The organism is Streptomyces sp. BK208 (genome assembly GCF_004364245.1).
Taxonomy (GTDB): Bacteria; Actinomycetota; Actinomycetes; order Streptomycetales; family Streptomycetaceae; genus Streptomyces.
In genome coordinates this window covers 659,927-677,402 of the sequence record NZ_SOAV01000001.1, presented here as the reverse complement: position 1 = coordinate 677,402, position 17,476 = coordinate 659,927, and the positions used below count along the sequence as shown (strand labels likewise).

Below are 17,476 nucleotides of genomic sequence, written 5' to 3'. Positions count from 1 at the left end.
GGGTCCTACTACCGATGGAGTACGCCGCCGCCGCCGTCCTCCCCAGGGTGGGCGACTTCCGCCTCCGGCCCCTGGCCCGGCCCCCCCAGGCGGCCCTGATACTACTGCTGCTCGTGGACCTCGATCCGGGACTCTCGGCCCTCCGCCCGCTCGGCGGCTTCTCCGTCCTGCGCGCCTCGCGGCCCCTGCCCCCGCCGGGGCCCGCCGCCCCCGTGCCGCTCGCCCACGCCTACACCTCCGCCGTGCGGTACGAGGACGCGGCCGCGGACGTCCAGGTTCCGGATCACCGGGCCGGCCCGCCGGCCGATCCGCTGGACCTGCGCGTCCGGAAGGTGGCCGACGCGCTCGCCGCCCCCGAGGCCCGGGTCGCCGCCTCCGTGGCCCACCAGGGGCTCGCGGCCCGCCTCTGGTCGGTGACCCTGGCCTGCGCCGTCCTCTACGGGCAGGTCCCCGACCTCGACCCCCGCCTGCTGCACTGGGACCCGGAGGCCACCGCACCCGACGACCTCTGGCTCACCGAGGTGCACGCCCGGCCGGGGGACGCCGCCACCGTCGCGGACGTCGTGCTCACCGCTCATCTCGCACCCCTCGCCGCGACCGTGCACGCCCGCTACGGGGTCGCGACCGGGCTGCTGCGCGGCAACACGGCCTCCGCCCTGGCCGGCGCCGGACGCGAACTGGACCGCTGGGCCCGCCGCCACGGCCGTACGGACACCGCCGACCGGGCCCGGTCGCTCACCGCGGACCTGCTGGCCCACCCGCTGCTCACCGGAGCCGGCACCCTCACCGGCACGTCCTTCCGCCGCCGCAGCTGCTGCCTGTACTACCGGGTGCCGGGAGGGGGAGTCTGCGGCGACTGCTGCTTCCCGAGTCCGCCCGGACCGGCCCGTTCCGCGCGCCCGCCGCGGACGGCCCGCCCCACGCGCTCTTCCCCCGGCGCCCGCTCTGGGTGACCATGAGGGTGACAGCCGCCGACAGGGGAGGTTCCGGGTGCGCGTGGGACTGCTGACGCGTGAGTTCCCGCCGGACGTGTACGGAGGCGCCGGAGTGCACGTGGAGTTCCTCGCCCGGGAACTCGCCCGCCTCGTCGACCTGGACGTGCACAGCTGGGGCGAGGGCCGCACCGACGGGGTGCTGCGCCACCGGCCCTGGCCGGCGCTCGACGGTGCCAACGACGCGCTGCGCACCTTCTCCGTCGACCTCGCCATGGCCGCCGCCCTCGAAGGTCGCGAACTGGTGCACTCCCACACCTGGTACGCCAACCTCGGCGGACACCTCGCCAAGCTCCTGTACGGCGTCCCGCACGTGATGACCGCCCATTCCCTGGAGCCGCTGCGCCCCTGGAAGGCCGAGCAGCTCGGCGGCGGCTACACCCTGTCCGGCTGGGCCGAGCGCACCGCCGTCGAGGCGGCCGACGCGGTGATAGCCGTGTCCGGCGCGATGCGCGAGGACATCCTCGGCTGCTACCCGGCCCTCGACGCCTCCCGGGTCCACGTCGTGCACAACGGGATCGACACCCAGCTCTACCGCCCGGACCACGGCACCGACGCACTGGACCGGATCGGCCTGGACCGCTCCCGCCCCTACGTCCTGTTCGTCGGCCGCATCACCCGTCAGAAGGGCGTGCCCCACCTGCTGCGCGCGGTGCGGGACATCGACCCGGCCGCCCAGGTCGTGCTCTGCGCCGGCGCCCCCGACACCCCCGAGATCGATCAGGAGTTCCGCCGCCTCTTCGCCGAACTGAGCGCCGCCCGCGAGGGCGTCCACTGGATCCCGGGCATGCTGCCGCGCCCCGAGGTGATCCAGCTCCTGACGCACGCAGCCGTCTTCGTCTGCCCCTCCGTGTACGAGCCGCTCGGCATCGTCAACCTGGAGGCGATGGCCTGCGGCACTCCCGTGGTGGCCTCCCGGGTGGGCGGCATCCCCGAGGTCGTGGCCGACGGCGAAACGGGGGTACTCGTGCCGAGAGAGGGTGTCGGGGACGACGACTTCGAGGCGGGACTCGGGCGTGCGCTGGACTCCGTGCTCGGCGACCCGGACGCCGCCCGGCGGATGGGCGAGGCGGGCCGGGCGCGTGCGGTCGGGGAGTTCGGCTGGGACACGGTCGCACGCCGCACGGTCCGGCTCTACGAGGAGATCCTCAAGCAGGCTTGAGCCGCCCCGCACCGGGGCGGCCGGGGACGAGGGTGAGGGGAGCGGCCATGCGTCGTGGAGGTCCTTCGGTGCTCGGCATCGTGCTGGCGGGCGGGGAGGGCAAACGCCTGATGCCCCTGACCACGGACCGCGCGAAACCCGCGGTCACCTTCGGCGGCACCTACCGGCTGGTCGACTTCGTCCTGTCCAACCTGGTCAACGGGGACATCCTGCGGATCTGCGTGCTGACCCAGTACAAGTCGCACTCCCTGGACCGGCACATCACCACCACCTGGCGGATGTCCAGTCTGCTCGGCAACTACGTCACGCCGGTCCCCGCGCAGCAGCGTCTCGGCCCGCGCTGGTTCCTCGGCAGCGCCGACGCGATCCTGCAGTCCCTGAACCTGGTGCACGACGAACAGCCCGAGTACGTCGCCGTCTTCGGCGCCGACCACGTGTACCGGATGGACCCGCGCCAGATGCTCGCCCAGCACATCGAGTCGGGCGCGGGCGTCACCGTCGCCGGGATACGGGTGCCGCGCGCCGAGTCGCCGTCCTTCGGCGTGATCACCCCGGGCTCCGACGGGCAGACCGTCACGGGCTTCCTGGAGAAGCCCGCCGACCCGCCGGGCCTCCCCGACGACCCGGGGTGCGTCTTCGCCTCGATGGGCAACTACGTCTTCACCACCAAGGCCCTCGTCGAGGCCCTGCACCGGGACGCCGAGGACGAGAACTCCGTGCACGACATGGGCGGTTCGATCCTTCCCCAGCTCACCGACCGGGGCGAGGCCGCGCTGTACGACTTCAGCGCCAACCACGTGCCGGGGGAGACCTCCCGGGACCAGGGCTACTGGCGGGACGTGGGGACGCTGGACGCCTACTACGACGCCCACATGGACCTGATCGCCGAGCGGCCGGCCTTCAACCTCTACAACCGCGACTGGCCGATCTACACCCACTCCACCCAGCTCTCGCCCGCCCGCTTCAACGCCGGCGGCATCGCCAGCGAGTCGATCATCAGCGCCGGCTGCCTGATCCGGGGGCAGGTCACCCGGTCCGTGCTCTCGCCGGGCGTGGTCGTCGACCCCGGAGCGGTCGTGCAGGGTTCGGTGCTGCACGACAACGTGCACATCGGCCGGGGCGCGGTGGTGCGCGGGGCGGTGCTGGACAAGAACGTACAGGTGCCGCCGGGCGCGACGATCGGCGTCAACCCGCAGCGGGACGGCGAGTTGTACACCGTCTCCAAGGGCGGCGTGATCGCGCTGGGCAAGGGTCAGCTGGTGTCCTGACGGACGGAGACCGGACCGGGGGACCGGACCGAGGACCGGACGGACGGCGGCCCCGGGCGCGCGATACGCGCGTGGACCCCGGGGTCGTTGTCATGTCCCTGGACGCCAAGCGGAATCCGTGTTGTCATGCCTCTGCACCCTGCCGTTACATCGTTGTATGACATCGATGTCCGAGCCATCTGCCACCACCCGTTCTCGAGGAGAGGGTCAGTGCGCACCAAACGACTCAGAGACCGACTCGCGCTGCTGCTGGCGGCCGCACTCGGCGCCGCGGGACTCGCCGCCGTCCCGGCCGCCCACGCCGCCGGCGACCAGGACGCCGCTCAGATCCACGGACTGAAGGGCGAGTACTACACCCAGTCCGCCCCCGGCGCCTTCGACTTCCACGAACTCAAGGCCACCGGCTTCGATCCCCAGGTCGACTTCGACAGCCTGGAGCCGCGACTCGCCTTCGCCACCGGGCAGTCGGACGACGTGAACGTCCGCTGGACCGGCAGGCTCGTCCCGGAGAAGACCGGAGCCCACACCTTCTCGATCACCGGTGACAACGGCTTCCGCCTCTGGATCGGCGGACAGCTCGCCGTCGACCACTGGGTCGACGACTGGGACCGCGAACAGACCTCCCGGCCCGTCGAGCTGACGGCCGGCCAGTCCTACGACATCAAGCTGGAGTACTTCGAGCACTACGGCGGCTCCAACCTCCACCTGCGCTGGACCGAGCCCGGCGGCAGCAAGGAGGCCGTCCCGCAGTCGGCGTTCCGCCTGCCCGACGGCTTCGACTACGACGGCGCGACGGCGACCACCGTCCAGTCCACCGGCCGCACCCTCAAGCTCGACTTCGCGAGCCCTCTCGCCGCGCCCCCGGCCGGACTCGCCGACCACCTCGAAGCGGTGATCGGCGGCGCCACCTGGCCGCTCGGGGAGGCCAGGCTCGATCCCGCCGACCCGAGCGCCCTGCTGGTCGCCCTCGACGAACCCGTCGTCGGCAACAAGAACGGCGACGCGCCCGGCACCGCCGACGTCCGCTACGACGGCGAAGGCGGCCTCACCGACACCGAAGGCAACGTTGTCAACGCCTTCTGGAGCAGCGGCGGCAACAAGTCCACCTACGAACTGCGCACCGACTGGGCCGACGAGGTCGGCCCGGACAACGCCCTGCCCGAGTACCCGCGCCCCCAGCTGACCCGCGACGACTGGCAGAGCCTCAACGGCCGCTGGCAGTTCGCCGCCGCCGAGGCCGGCGAGCAGCCGCCGGTGGGCAGAAACCTCGACGAGCGCATCCTCGTCCCGTACCCGGTGGAGTCCCAGCTCTCCGGCGTCCAGCGGCACGAGGACCGCATGTGGTACCGCCGCACCTTCACCGTGCCCCGCGACTGGCACATCGGCTCCTCGCAGCGGCTGAAGCTGAACTTCGGCGCCGTCGACTGGCAGTCCGAGGTGTACGTCAACGGCACCAAGGTCGCCGAGCACAAGGGCGGTTACGACAAGTTCGACGCCGACGTCACCGACGCCCTCAAGCCGGGCCGCACCCAGGAGCTGATCGTCGGCGTCTACGACCCGACGGACGCGGCGAACGGCGAGAACCCGCCGCTCGGCAAGCAGCGCCTGGACCCGAGCGGCATCTGGTACACGCCCAGCTCCGGCATCTGGCAGACCGTCTGGATGGAGCCCGTCGCGCGGGACCACGTGGACTCGCTCAAGCTCACTCCGCACGTCGACGGCGCGGCGAGCACCCTGACCGTCGAGCCCCAGGGCGTGCGCGACGGCGTGCGCGTCGAGGCCGCGGCGTACGCGGGGCACCGCAAGGTCGCCACGGCCAGCGGCCGCACCGGCGAGCCGCTGACGCTGAAGATCCGCGACCCGCGCCTGTGGTCGCCCGGCGACCCCTTCCTCTACGACCTGAAGGTCACCGTCGGACGCGACCGCGTCGGGAGCTACTTCGGGATGCGCTCCGTCGCCGTGGAGAAGGTGAACGGCGTCCCGCGCACCATGCTCAACGGCGAGCCCGTCTTCATGATGGCCACCCTCGACCAGGGCTTCTGGCCCGACGGGCTGCACACCGCGCCCACCGACGAGGCCCTCGCCTCCGACCTGAAGCTGCACAAGCGGCTCGGCTTCAACTCGGTGCGCAAGCACATCAAGGTCGAGCCCGACCGCTGGTTCTACTGGGCCGACCGGCTGGGCCTGATGGTGTGGCAGGACATGCCCGCGATGACCGCCGGCAAGAACCCGTCCACCGCTGCCCGCGCCGAGTACGAGCGCGAGATGAAGGAGATGATCGACGAACACGTCAGCCACCCGTCGATCGTCATGTGGGTCACCTTCAACGAGGGCTGGGGGCAGTACGACATCGGCCGCGTCGCCGCGCAGGCCAAGGCCTGGGACCCGACCCGGCTCGTCAACAACCAGTCGGGCCTGAACCTCGGCGCCGACGGCGGCGCCGGCGACATCATGGACGAGCACGGCTACCCGAGCCCCGCGCTGCCGCCCTCCCCGGACGGTGAACGCGCCCTGGTCGCCGGCGAGTACGGTGGCCTCGGCCTCGCGGTGCCCGGACACGCCTGGTCCGTGCAGCAGTCGTACGTCGACGTCGACCCGAAGACGTACACGGACGACTACCTCACCAAACTGGACGAGGTGCGCGCCCTGGCCTGCCGGGGCGGCAACGGCGCCGTCTACACCCAGATCTCGGACGTCGAGGGCGAGCTGAACGGCCTGACGACGTACGACCGCAAGGTGCTCAAGCCGGACGTCGAGCGGGTGAGGGCCGCCCAGGAGGCCCTCATTCGCGACGCGTCCCGGCCCACCCCGGCGGGCTGCACCGCCTGATCACCCGCTCCCGGACAAGAAGAACCGCACGACACCGCAGACCTTCCGGAGGTCACCGCACATGAGAGCCACCCGGCGTCTGCGGCTGTGCGTCGCCGGGGTGGTGGCAGCGTCCGCGCTGCTCACCGCCCCGGCGGCCCAGGCCGCCCCGACGACCGACCAGCACCTGACCGACCTCGTGAACCCGTTCATCGGGACCGAGAACGAGGGCAACACCTATCCCGGCGCCGCCGTGCCCTTCGGCATGGTGCAGTTCTCGCCGGACACCGGCCACAACACCGGCTACGACCACTCCGACACCCGTATCCGCGGCTTCTCCCTGGTCCACCTCTCCGGCGTCGGCTGCGGACTCGGCGGCGACCTGCCGGTGCTGCCGACCACCGGCGACGTCACCGAGACGGACTACGCGAAGTACGCCGCCTCCTTCAGCCACGACGACGAGGAGGCGAGCCCCGGCTACTACCGGGTCGGTCTCGGCTCCGGCGTCGGCGCGGAACTGACCGCCACCGAGCGCACCGGCGTGCAGCGCTACACCTTCCCGGCCACCGACAAGGCCAACGTCCTGCTCAACGCCGGTCAGTCGCTGCACAGGAACATCAGCACCGAGGTCGAGGTCCTCGACAGCCGCACCGTGCGCACCGCGATCACCGGAAGCGGCTTCTGCCAGGACACGAAGCCGTACACCGTCTACACGATCACCCGCTTCGACCGCCCCTTCGCCTCCTGGGGCACCTGGGACGACGGCACGGTCACCGCGGGCGCGAAGCGCGGCGGGGACGGTGCCTACGTCCGCTTCGACACCACGAAGGACCGCACCGTCGAGGCCACCACCGCCCTGTCCTACGTGGACGCGCGCGGCGCCGCGCTCAACCTGCGCGCCGAGGGCGGGCACTCCTTCGACACCGTGCGCCGCGGTGCCGAGCGCGCCTGGGAGCAGCGACTGGACGACGTGAAGGTGCGCGGCGGCGACGACACGCTGCGCCGCACCTTCTACTCGTCCCTGTACCGGTCCTTCCTCGCGCCCAACGTCGGCAGCGACGCCGACGGCCGCTACACCGGCTGGGACCAGGAGATCCACCGCGCCAAGGGCTTCACGTACTACCAGAACTGGTCCCTGTGGGACACCTACCGCACCCAGTCCCAGCTCCTCGCGCTGCTCGCGCCCCGCGAGGCGCGCGACATGGCCATCTCCGTCATCAGGATCGACGAGGAGAGTGGCTGGCTGCCCAAGTGGGGCTACGGGACGGTCGAGACCAACATCATGACCGGCGACCCGGTGACCCCCTTCCTGACCAACGCCTACCAGCAGGGCCTGCTGCACGGCTGGGAGGAGCGGGCCTACCGGGCCCTGACGAAGAACGCCGACGGCGTCCCGCCCGCCGACTCGCCGGCCGTCGGCCGGGAGGCCAACCGCGAGTACCTCGCCGACGGCTTCGCGCCGTACGTCAAGGGCCGCCCGCACGCCAAGCCCGGCGACTCCGACTACGACCACGGGGCCTCCGCGACCCTGGAGTACGCCCTGTCCGACGCCATGCTCTCCCGCATGGCCCGCGACCTCGGCCACGAGGCGGACGCGAAGCGGTACGCCGAGCGCGCCCGGAGCTACCGGAACGTCTTCGACCCCTCGACCGGCTTCTTCCGCGCCCGCGACGCCGAAGGCGCCTTCACCGGCCCGGCCGACCCGGCGCAGAGCGAGGGCTTCCACGAGGGCACGTCCTGGCAGTACCAGTGGCTGGTGCCGCAGGACCTGCCCGGCGTGATCGACCTCATCGGCGGCACGCAGGCCGCGACGGACCGGCTCGACTCCTTCTTCGCCTACGACCAGCTCCTCGCCGACCCGGCGAAGACCGCCCGCGAGGTGTGGGTGAACGGGCCGTACGACTACTACAACGCCGACAAGTACAACCCGCAGAACGAACCCGACCTCATCGCCCCGTACACCTACCTGTCGACCGGGCAGCCCTGGAAGACGACCGACGTGGTGCACGCGGCGCTCACCCTGTTCACGGACGCGCCGACCGGCATGACCGGCAACGACGACCTCGGGACCATGTCCGCCTGGAACGTCCTGTCCTCGATCGGCGTCTTCCCGATCCAGCCCGGCTACGACACCTGGGGCCTGTCCACCCCGGTGTTCGACCGCGTCGACCTCACCCTCGACCGCCGCTACTATCCGCGCGGCGCCCTGACGATCACCGCGCCCGGCACCTCGGACACCGACCGGTACATCCAGTCGGCCCGTGCCGACGGCTCCGACTACGCCCGGACATGGCTGACGACGGACGCCCTGCGCTCGGTGCGGACGCTCGCGTTCACGGTCGGCCCGCAGCCGTCCGGGTGGGGAACCTCGGCCCAGGCGGTGCCGCCGCCGCTGACCTGAGCCGGCGCGGGCACAGTCGTCCCATGAGCCACCCCGGTCCCGTCCCTGCCCGCAGGGGCGGGACCTTGACGTTTTGTTCACCGAGCGTAGCGTGATCGTACTTGACCGTAATCGGCGGAGAGCGATTGACTGCTTGTCCACCCGTCGTCCATGCGAGGCAGCACCTTGACTCCTCCCGATCCACTCGCCCCCCTCGACCTGGCGTTCTGGAACATCGAGTCCGCCGAGCACCCCATGCACCTGGGCGCGCTCGGTGTCTTCGAGGCCGACTCGCCCACCGCGGGTGCCCACGCCGCGGACCTGCTCGCGGCCCGCGCTCCCGCGGTGCCCGGACTGCGGATGAGGATCCGGGACACGTGGCAGGCGCCGACGGCACTGCGGCGGCCGCTCACGTTCGGCGGCGCGACCCGCGAGCCCGACCCCCGCTTCGACCCGCTCGACCACGTACGGCTGCACGCCCCGACCACCGACTTCCACGCCCGGGCCGGGCGTCTCATGGAACGTCCGCTGGAGCGCGGACGGCCGCCGTGGGAGGCCCATGTGCTGCCGGGCGCGGACGGCGGGGCCTTCGCCGTGCTCTTCAAGTTCCACCACGCCCTCGCCGACGGGCTGCGCGCCCTGACCCTCGCCGCCGGCGTCCTCGACCCGATGGACCTGCCCGCCCCACGGCCCCGCCCCGAGCGGCCGCCGCGCGGACTCGTGCCGGACGTGCGCGCGCTGCCCGACCGGCTGCGCGGCCTCCTGTCGGACGCCGGGCGCGCCCTGGACATCGGTGCCGCCGCCGCGCTGTCCACCCTCGACGTGCGCTCCTCGCCCGCCCTCGTCGCCGAGTCCTCCGGCACCCGCCGCATCGCGGGCGTCTCCGTCGACCTCGACGACGTGCACCACGTCCGCAAGACCACCGGCGGCACCGTCAACGACGTACTGATCGCGGTCGTCGCCGGCGCCCTGCGCCGCTGGCTCGACGAGCGCGGCGACGGCAGCGAGGGCGTCGAGCCCCGGGCCCTCATCCCCGTGTCCAAGCGCCGCCCGCGCACCGCCCACCCCCAGGGCAACCGGCTCTCCGGGTATCTCATGCGGCTGCCGGTCGGCGATCCCGACCCGCTCTCCCGCCTCGGCACGGTCCGCGCCGCCATGGACCGCAACAAGGACGCCGGACCGGGCCGCGGCGCCGGAGCCGTCGCCCTGCTCGCCGACCACGTGCCGGCGCTCGGGCACCGGCTGGGCGGACCGCTGGTCTCGGGCGCCGCCCGGCTCTGGTTCGACCTCCTGGTCACCAGCGTGCCCCTGCCCAGCCTCGGGCTGCGGCTCGGCGGACACCCGCTGACCGAGGTCTACCCGCTGGCGCCGCTGGCCCGCGGCCACTCCCTGGCGGTGGCCGTCTCCACGTACCGCGGACGGGTCCACTACGGTCTGGTCGCCGACGCCGAGGCGGTGCCGGACCTCGACCGGTTCGCCGCCGCCCTGGCCGACGAGGTGGAGACGTTGCTCACGGCCTGCCGTCCCTGACCCCGGCGGGTTTGGATCCGCGCCCCGCGCTGAATAAAATCCGCTGTTCGACAGCGGTCGCCCTCCGAGCGCCGCAACGGTGACCAGGGAACGGCAGCGGCGATGACGGTGACACAGGACGGTTCGGCGACCACGGACGAGGTGGCCGCCTCCGCGTACGGCCCCGGTATCGACCCGGAGCGGCTCGCGGTCTGCCTGAGCGTGCTGGAGGAACTCGACCGGATCGACGTCGACCACCCGGACGCGATCCGGGTCCGCCGGGCCACCTCGCACATCTACCGCACGGTCAAGCAGCGCCGCCGCCAGGAGCGCCGCGCCGCCAAGACCGCCCACGACAGGGCGGTCACCGAGGCCACCGCCACCGGGTCCGCCGAGCGCATCGACGACGAGACCGAGGGCCTGCTGCCCTCCTCGCGCACCGAGGAGGGCACGATCGCGGGGATACTGCAGCGCCCCCGCTCCTGCTACATCTGCAAGCAGCGCTACACCGAGGTCGACTACTTCTACCACCAGCTCTGCCAGGACTGCGCCGCCGAGAACCGGTCCCGCCGCGACGCCCGCGCCGACCTCGCCGGCAAGCGCGCGCTGCTCACCGGCGGCCGCGCCAAGATCGGCATGTACATCGCGCTCAGGCTGCTGCGCGACGGTGCGCACACCACGATCACGACCCGCTTCCCCAAGGACGCCATCCGCCGCTTCAAGGCGATGGACGACTCCGCCGACTGGATGCACCGCCTGGAGGTCGTCGGCATCGACCTGCGCGACCCCGCCCAGGCCGTCGCCCTCGCCGAGCAGGTCGCCGAGCGGGGCCCGCTCGACATCCTGATCAACAACGCCACCCAGACCGTGCGCCGTCTGCCCTCCGCCTACGCCGCGCTGGTCGAGGGCGAGAGCGCCCCGCTGCCCGCCGGTGAACTCCCCGCCCACCAGGTCATCGGCGCCTTCAACTCCGGCGCGGTGGACGGTCTGGCCGCGCTGCCGCTGGGTGCCTCGGGGCTCGACGCGCAGAAGGTGGCCGACCTCGCCCTGGTCGCCGGTAACGCCAGCGTCGTCCGGCACCGCGAGGGCACCGCCATCGACGCGGGCGGGCTGGTCCCCGACGTCGTCGACTCCAACACCTGGGTCCAGACCATCGAGCAGATCTCGCCGGTGGAACTGCTGGAGACCCAGCTGTGCAACTACACGTCGCCGTTCATCCTCATCAGCGCGCTGCGCGCCTCGATGGCCGAGGCCGCGCGCAAGGCGCCCGCGGGACGCGCCTACGTCGTCAACGTCTCGGCGATGGAGGGCGTGTTCGCCCGCGGCTACAAGGGCGCCGGGCACCCGAACACCAACGCGGCCAAGGCCGCCATGAACATGGTGACCCGGACCAGCGCCCAGGAGATGTTCGACACCGACAAGATCCTGATGACCTCGGTCGACACCGGCTGGATCACCGACGAGCGCCCGCACTACGACAAGCTGCGCCTGGCCGAGGCCGGCTTCCACGCCCCGCTCGACCTGATCGACGGCGCCGCCCGTGTCTACGACCCCATCGTGCGCGGCGAGGCGGGCGAGGACCTGTACGGCGTCTTCCTCAAGGACTACGCGCCCGGGAAGTGGTGACGCGGCCTCAGTCCACGAGACCCAGCCGCGAGTTCCGGGCCGCCGTCAGCTCCAGTACCGTGCGCCAGTCCTCCAGGACCCCGGCGTCGAAGGCGGCGGTGCGGGCCTCGTCGTCCGCCTGGCGCAGGCTGGCCAGATCGTCGTCGTGGGCCCACGCCTCGGGGTGGGCCTGACGGCGCACCAGGCGGGCGACCCGGGCGCCGAGCAGGGGCCGTACCGCGTCGGCGGTCCGGGATGCCGGGTCGCCGGGCCACAGCAGCCGGCCGACGGGGGAGACGAGGCCGGCGAGCTGCAACTCCTTGTCGGCCGGGTGGCGCCGGCGCAGCAGCGCGGCCGTCCGCAGCGCGTGCCCGTGCGCATCCCCGGCCCCGTCACCGGGCCCGCCTCCGGCCTGGCCCCCGGGCCCGGCTGCCGTCCGCCCGCCCCGGCAGGCGTACAGCAGGTCCATCAGCTCCTCGACGCTGCGCAGTTCCATGCCTCGGTCCTCCCACGAGACAGCCGTTGCCGACGGGCAGCAGACCATGGCGAGCTTGCGACGCAGCCAACGGCACTTTAACTGCGCGGCCCGTCACGGCGGGCAATCGAAGGTGTGGACGTCCCTGTGGGCCGAACGGGTGACTCGCGCACGGTGCGGAAGTGAACGTTCCGGGGCAGACTTGGGCCAACTGCGCACCGGTCGAAGGGCAATGCTTCTCCCATCTTTTGAGCCCCATAGAGCGCACCCCCGCTCATTTGGTTAGTCTGGATCGGACGGACGGCAGGGCAGGGCACTACCCGCACCCGAGGTCCGTCATGGGACAAGCCGGTCGACAACGGCCTGCTTCCGAACGAGTTGCCGGCGCCACCGCGTCCTGACTGCATCCGACTCACATCCCAGCGGGCGCCGAGTGCCGGACGGGAGACTGGCGCGGAGAGCCCCCGAGGGTGACCCGACACATAAGGAGTGCGCGGTGACACCGGAAACGACGACGAACCCGGAGCAACGCATCGAAGAACGCGGCGGACGTGGCCGCCGGCCCGGCGAGATCGGCATCCTCGACGTGTGGGCGCGCTCCGCACCGATCCGCCTCGCGGGTTACGAGGACGACCTCGCCGAGCCGCACATCCTGCCGAGCGTGGACTGACCCGCCCGGGCCGTCCGCCGAGATCGCCCGCGCATGGGCGTGCCAGACTCACGCCCATGCTGATCAGGGAAGCCACGGCCGGCGACTGGCCGCACATCTGGCCCTTCTGGCACCGCATCGTCGCCGCCGGCGAGACCTACGCCTGGGACCCGGACACCTCCGAGGAGGACGCCCGGGCCCTGTGGATGAACCCCGCCAAACGCGTCTACGTGGTCGAGGACGACACCGGCGCCGTCGTCGCCTCCGCCTACGTCACCCCCAACTACGGCGGTCCCGCCGCCGGCATCGCCAACGCGGGGTTCATGGTCGACCCCGACCGGGCGGGACGGGGCACCGGACGGGCCCTCGCCGAACACGTCCTGGAGGCCGCCAGGGCCGACGGCTACCGGGGCATGGTCTTCAACGCCGTCGTCGAGACCAACCCCGCCGTACGGCTGTGGACCTCCCTCGGCTTCACGATCCTGGGCACGGTGCCGGACGCCTTCGACCATCCGCGGCACGGGCGGGTCGGCCTGTACGTCATGCACCGGTCCCTGTAGGACGACCGCGCCCCGATGGACCACCGGGCCTCGGAGGCGTCATCGGTCGAGCGGCGCCGTCCGCCGCCAGGGGCGCAGCGCCTCGATCCGCTCCGCCAGTTCCAGCAGGGCCGTCTCCGATCCCGGGCGCCCCACCAGTTGCACGGAGCTGGGCGCGCCGGAGTCCGGCGTGTCCAGCGGCACCGACATCGCGGGCCAGCCGGTCAGGTTCCACGGCGGCGTGAACGGCGAGTACGCCGAATTCGCCACCATGTTGCGCAACCAGCCCCGTTCGTGCCAGGGGCCGGCCTCGGGGGAGCGGCGGGCCAGCGCGGGGGTGAGCAGGACGTCGTACTCGGCGAAGAACGGCTCCAGGCGCCGGCGCAGCCGCTCCCGGTCCCCGCCGGTCGCCACCCGGCCGACGAAGCGCCGCCCGAGCGCCGCGTGCACCCGCGTGCGCCGGGTCAGCAGCCGCCGGTCCAGGCCCCGCGCGTCCACCGACGTGCCGGCCGTCCAGTGGGTCAGGGCCGTCAGGCTCAGCGACGCCGGGTAGGGCGGGTCCGCCCGCCGTATCTGGTGACCCGCCTTCATCAGGACCCCGGCCGCCTCGCGCACCGCGTGCGCGTACGGCCGGGAGACGGGGACGCCGGCCAGCGGACTGCGCAGCGAGGCGGCGACGCGGAGGGCGCCGGACTCCTCGCGGTCCGGCAGCGCCCGGTCCGCGAGGACGGCGAGCATCAGACGGGCGTCCTCGACCGTCGTGGCCAGCGGCCCGTTCTCGGACATGCCGAACCAGTCGCCCTCGCCGATGCCGGCCGGCACGACGCCGTGACCCGGTTTGAGGGTGACCAGACCGCAGTTGGCCGCGGGTATGCGCAGTGAGCCCATGCCGTCATTGCCGAGCGCGAGCGGCACCATCCCGGCGGCGACCGCGGCCGCGCTGCCGCCCGACGAACCACCCGCGGAGCGGGCCGGGTCCCACGGGTTGCGGGCGGTGCCGAGCAGCCCGTCGGTGGTGCCGAACACGCACAGCTCCGGCACGTTCGTCAGCCCCACCACCACCGCGCCGGCCGCCCGCAACCGCGCCACGGTGACGTGGTCGGCGTCCGCGGGCGTGTGCGGCGTGGCGGCCGAGCCGACGCGCATGGTCTCCCCGCGCACCGCGAGGTTGTCCTTGACCGCGACCGGCACACCGGCCAGCGGCAGTTCGCCCAGATCGCCCCGGGCGCCCACCTCCTCGGCCTCGGCGAGCGCCGCCTCGGCCCGCACCGTACGGAAGGCGCCGACGCGGCCGTCCAGCCGCTCGATCCTGGCCAGGTGCTCCGCCACCACCTCGCGGGGCGTGACCCGCTTCTCCCGTACGGCGGTGGCTATCTCTACGGCGGTACGGCCGGCCCAGTCGGTCACGGAGGTCTCCTCGGGGTGCGGGAACCGGGATGCGGGATTACTGGTGAGTACGCAGGACAGTACTCTGCTCGTCCCGGCGCCCGTACGTCGAGAGCGAGGGCCGCCCGGTCGTCCCCGATCGCGCTCACACCGGCCGGGCCGGCCCCGTGCTGTCCCGCTCGATCAGCCGCGGTACCGGCACCCGCACCGTCCGGGCCGGGCCGCCGTCGAGGAGGGCGGTCAGCTCCGTCGCCGCCGTGCGGCCGAACTCCACGCTGTCCCGGGACAGGGCGGACAGCCACGGCTTGACCATGCGGCACAGGGCCGAGTCCTCCCAGGCCACCACGGACACGTCCGCCGGTACCGAGAAACCGAGTTCGGCCGCGGAGGCGACCCCGGCGACGGCCATCACGTCGTTGTCGTAGATCAGCGCGGTCGGGGGAGCGGGCGCCTCCAGGACCCGGCGGGTGACGGCCGCGCCCTCGGCGTCCGAGTAGTCCGTGGTCACCGACTCGACCTCGCCGAGACCGCGTCGTCCGGCCTCCGCGCGCAGGGCGCGGACCCGGCGATCGGTGTGGGCCAGGTCCGGCAGCCCGGCGATGTGCACGATCCGCCGGTGCCCGAGCGCGTGGAGCGCGTCCACCAGCGCGGCCATCGCCCCCGCGTCGTCCGCCCACACCGTCGACAGCCCCGGATGACGCTCGTCCGGCTCCCCGCCGATGACCACGGCGGGCAGGCCCAGTTCGTCGAGAAGGTCCGGGCGCGGATCGTCGGTGCGCGGGTCCACCACGAGGACACCGTCCACCCGGTGCTCGGCCCACCAGCGCCGGTAGACCGCGCACTCGTCGTCGACGTCCCGCGCCACCTGGAACAGCAGCCCCAGATGGCGGTCCGCCAGCACCTCCTGGATGCCCGAGACCAGTTGCAGGAAGAAGGAGTCCACGCCGAGGGTGTGGGCGGGCCGGGCCAGGACGAAGCCCACCGTCGCCGCGCCCTCTCCGGACAGTGCGCGCGCGGCCGTGCTGGGGCGCCAGCCGAGCTGCTCCGCCACCCGGCGCACCCGGTCCCGGGTGATCTCGGAGACCCCCGGCCGGTCGTTCAGCGCGAACGACACCGCGCTCTCGGAGACTCCGGCCCGCCGCGCGATGTCCTTCATCGTCGGCCGGCGCGCGGCGGGCCGCTTGGCCGGCATGCGCACTCCTTTCCTCGGTGCGAGCTAATGCGCTTGAGTGCGCTGATCCTAAAGCGCATTAGTTCTTCTTGGCAAGAGCGCAATGCTGCCGCTCTGACCTGCACTAATGTCCCGCTTTCTTCTTTAGTTGGCGCGAGTCCATTGACTTTCCGCGGAATCGCCGGGCATGGTCGCTGGCATCCCGCCGCCGACGCCTCAAGGGAGACGTGTCACCGTGCCCACCTCGCGCAGAACCTTCGCCGCAGCCGCCGTAGCCGCCCTCGTCCTGCCGCTCAGCGCCTGCGGTTCCGGAGGCGACGGCGGTGGCTCGACCGACGCCTCGGGAAAGGTGGAGGGCGACATCACCTTCCAGACCTGGAACCTGCGGGCCAACTTCAAGGACTACTTCGAGGGCCTGATCGCCGACTTCGAGAAGAAGTACCCCGGCACCCACGTCAAGTGGGTCGACCAGCCCGGCGAGGGCTACGCGGACAAGATCAGCGCTGACGCCGCCGGCGGTACCCTGCCCGACGTCGTCAACGTCTCCCCGGACCTGGTCGCCCCGCTCGCCCAGGCCGGTCTCGCCCTCGACCTGGACAAGGCCGCCGGCCAGTACGAGAAGGAGTACCTGGAAGGGGCCTGGGCCAGCCACCGGATACCGGGCATGGAAGGCACGTACGCCTTCCCCTGGTACCTCAACACCGGTCCGCTCTTCTACAACAAGTCCCTCTTCGAGAAGGCCGGGCTCGACCCCGAGCAGCCGCCGAAGACCTACGACGAGGTCTTCGACGCCGCGCTGAAGATCGCCGACAGGACCGACGGCGAGGTCGCCACCCTCGCCAACGTGCCCACCATCGAGGACTTCGGCCGCTACGGCGTCCCGCTCATGAACAAGGAGGGCACCGGCTTCGCGTTCGACGACGCCAAGGGCGTCCAGCTCCTCACCCGCTACAAGGAGCTGTACGACGCCAAGGCCCTCGACCCGCAGGCGCTGACCGCCACCCCCGAGTCGTCCGGGAAGAAGTTCCTCACCGGCGCCGTCGCCATGAACCCGGGCAGCGCGCTCGACCTCGCCAACTTCAAGAAGCAGGCGCCGAACCTGTACGAGAACATCGGCATCACCGACCAGATCACCAGCACAGGACACGTCAACATGTACGTGATGGGCCTCATGGTGAACGCACAGAGCGAGCGCAAGCCCGCCGCGGTCGCCTTCGCGCACCACGTCACCGACGCGGCCCACCAGATGTCGTTCGCCAAGCAGGTCGCCATCTTCCCGAGCACCGCCGGTTCGCTGGACGACCCGTACTTCACCGAGGAGGACGGCACCGACGAGACCCGCGTCCGGGTGGCCGCCGCCAAGTCGCTCAAGGACGCCGTGAACTACACGCCCGTGCTGTTCAGCGAGCAGATGAAGACCGAGCTGCGCAACGAGGTCGCCAAGGCGCTCCAGGGCAAGCAGAGCCCGAAGGAAGCCCTCGACAACGCTGTCAAGGCGTGCGACCGGCTCCTTCAGCAGCAGGGCTGAGGCG

General features: G+C 72.4%; 13 protein-coding genes. 10 read left to right on the top strand and 3 right to left on the bottom strand.

Going from position 1 to position 17,476, the window contains the following annotated elements:
- Positions 1-113: 113 nt before the first annotated feature.
- From EV562_RS03200 to EV562_RS03170, 7 genes are all read left to right on the top strand, one after another.
- Positions 114-953 carry a (2Fe-2S)-binding protein gene (locus tag EV562_RS03200; RefSeq protein WP_133885366.1) on the top strand — a complete coding sequence of 280 codons (840 nt, stop codon included), beginning with the start codon at positions 114-116 and terminating at the stop codon, positions 951-953.
- Between the two features lie 37 nt (positions 954-990).
- Positions 991-2,154 (top strand): glycogen synthase, encoded by a 1,164-nt coding sequence (gene glgA, locus EV562_RS03195; RefSeq protein ID WP_133885082.1) that lies wholly within the window; start codon positions 991-993, stop codon positions 2,152-2,154.
- A 47-nt stretch (positions 2,155-2,201) separates the two neighbouring features.
- Complete coding sequence (glgC, locus tag EV562_RS03190; protein ID WP_133885081.1) at positions 2,202-3,422, top strand: glucose-1-phosphate adenylyltransferase; 1,221 nt, start codon at positions 2,202-2,204, stop codon at positions 3,420-3,422.
- Positions 3,423-3,632: 210 nt separating this feature from the next.
- Complete coding sequence (locus EV562_RS03185; protein ID WP_133885080.1) at positions 3,633-6,251, top strand: PA14 domain-containing protein; 2,619 nt, start codon at positions 3,633-3,635, stop codon at positions 6,249-6,251.
- A gap of 61 nt (positions 6,252-6,312) precedes the next feature.
- The gene (locus EV562_RS03180) at positions 6,313-8,631 is read left to right on the top strand and encodes a GH92 family glycosyl hydrolase (RefSeq protein ID WP_133885079.1); all 2,319 of its coding nucleotides are present in this window, start codon (positions 6,313-6,315) and stop codon (positions 8,629-8,631) included.
- 150 nt (positions 8,632-8,781) lie between these two features.
- Positions 8,782-10,140 carry a wax ester/triacylglycerol synthase family O-acyltransferase gene (locus EV562_RS03175; protein ID WP_133885078.1) on the top strand — a complete coding sequence of 453 codons (1,359 nt, stop codon included), beginning with the start codon at positions 8,782-8,784 and terminating at the stop codon, positions 10,138-10,140.
- A gap of 102 nt (positions 10,141-10,242) precedes the next feature.
- Positions 10,243-11,745, top strand: coding sequence for an SDR family NAD(P)-dependent oxidoreductase (locus EV562_RS03170; RefSeq protein ID WP_133885077.1), 1,503 nt, complete (start codon positions 10,243-10,245; stop codon positions 11,743-11,745).
- A 7-nt stretch (positions 11,746-11,752) separates the two neighbouring features.
- Here EV562_RS03170 and EV562_RS03165 read toward each other — a convergent pair whose 3' ends face one another.
- Positions 11,753-12,220 (bottom strand): hypothetical protein, encoded by a 468-nt coding sequence (locus tag EV562_RS03165; RefSeq protein WP_133885076.1) that lies wholly within the window; start codon positions 12,218-12,220, stop codon positions 11,753-11,755.
- Positions 12,221-12,695: 475 nt separating this feature from the next.
- On the opposite strand from EV562_RS03165, the gene EV562_RS03160 reads away from it, so the two are divergent.
- Entirely contained in the window at positions 12,696-12,869 is a 174-nt protein-coding gene (locus tag EV562_RS03160) for a hypothetical protein (RefSeq protein ID WP_133885075.1), read from the top strand.
- A gap of 56 nt (positions 12,870-12,925) precedes the next feature.
- Positions 12,926-13,408 (top strand): GNAT family N-acetyltransferase, encoded by a 483-nt coding sequence (locus tag EV562_RS03155; protein WP_133885074.1) that lies wholly within the window; start codon positions 12,926-12,928, stop codon positions 13,406-13,408.
- A gap of 39 nt (positions 13,409-13,447) precedes the next feature.
- Here the strand turns inward: EV562_RS03155 and EV562_RS03150 are convergent, their stop codons facing one another.
- Positions 13,448-14,794 (bottom strand): amidase family protein, encoded by a 1,347-nt coding sequence (locus EV562_RS03150; RefSeq protein ID WP_133885073.1) that lies wholly within the window; start codon positions 14,792-14,794, stop codon positions 13,448-13,450.
- 124 nt (positions 14,795-14,918) lie between these two features.
- Positions 14,919-15,965, bottom strand: coding sequence for a LacI family DNA-binding transcriptional regulator (locus tag EV562_RS03145; RefSeq protein ID WP_133885072.1), 1,047 nt, complete (start codon positions 15,963-15,965; stop codon positions 14,919-14,921).
- A 214-nt stretch (positions 15,966-16,179) separates the two neighbouring features.
- Here EV562_RS03145 and EV562_RS03140 point away from each other — a divergent pair, with 214 nt between their 5' ends.
- Positions 16,180-17,472 (top strand): sugar ABC transporter substrate-binding protein, encoded by a 1,293-nt coding sequence (locus EV562_RS03140; RefSeq protein ID WP_133885071.1) that lies wholly within the window; start codon positions 16,180-16,182, stop codon positions 17,470-17,472.
- Positions 17,473-17,476: the final 4 nt, after the last annotated feature.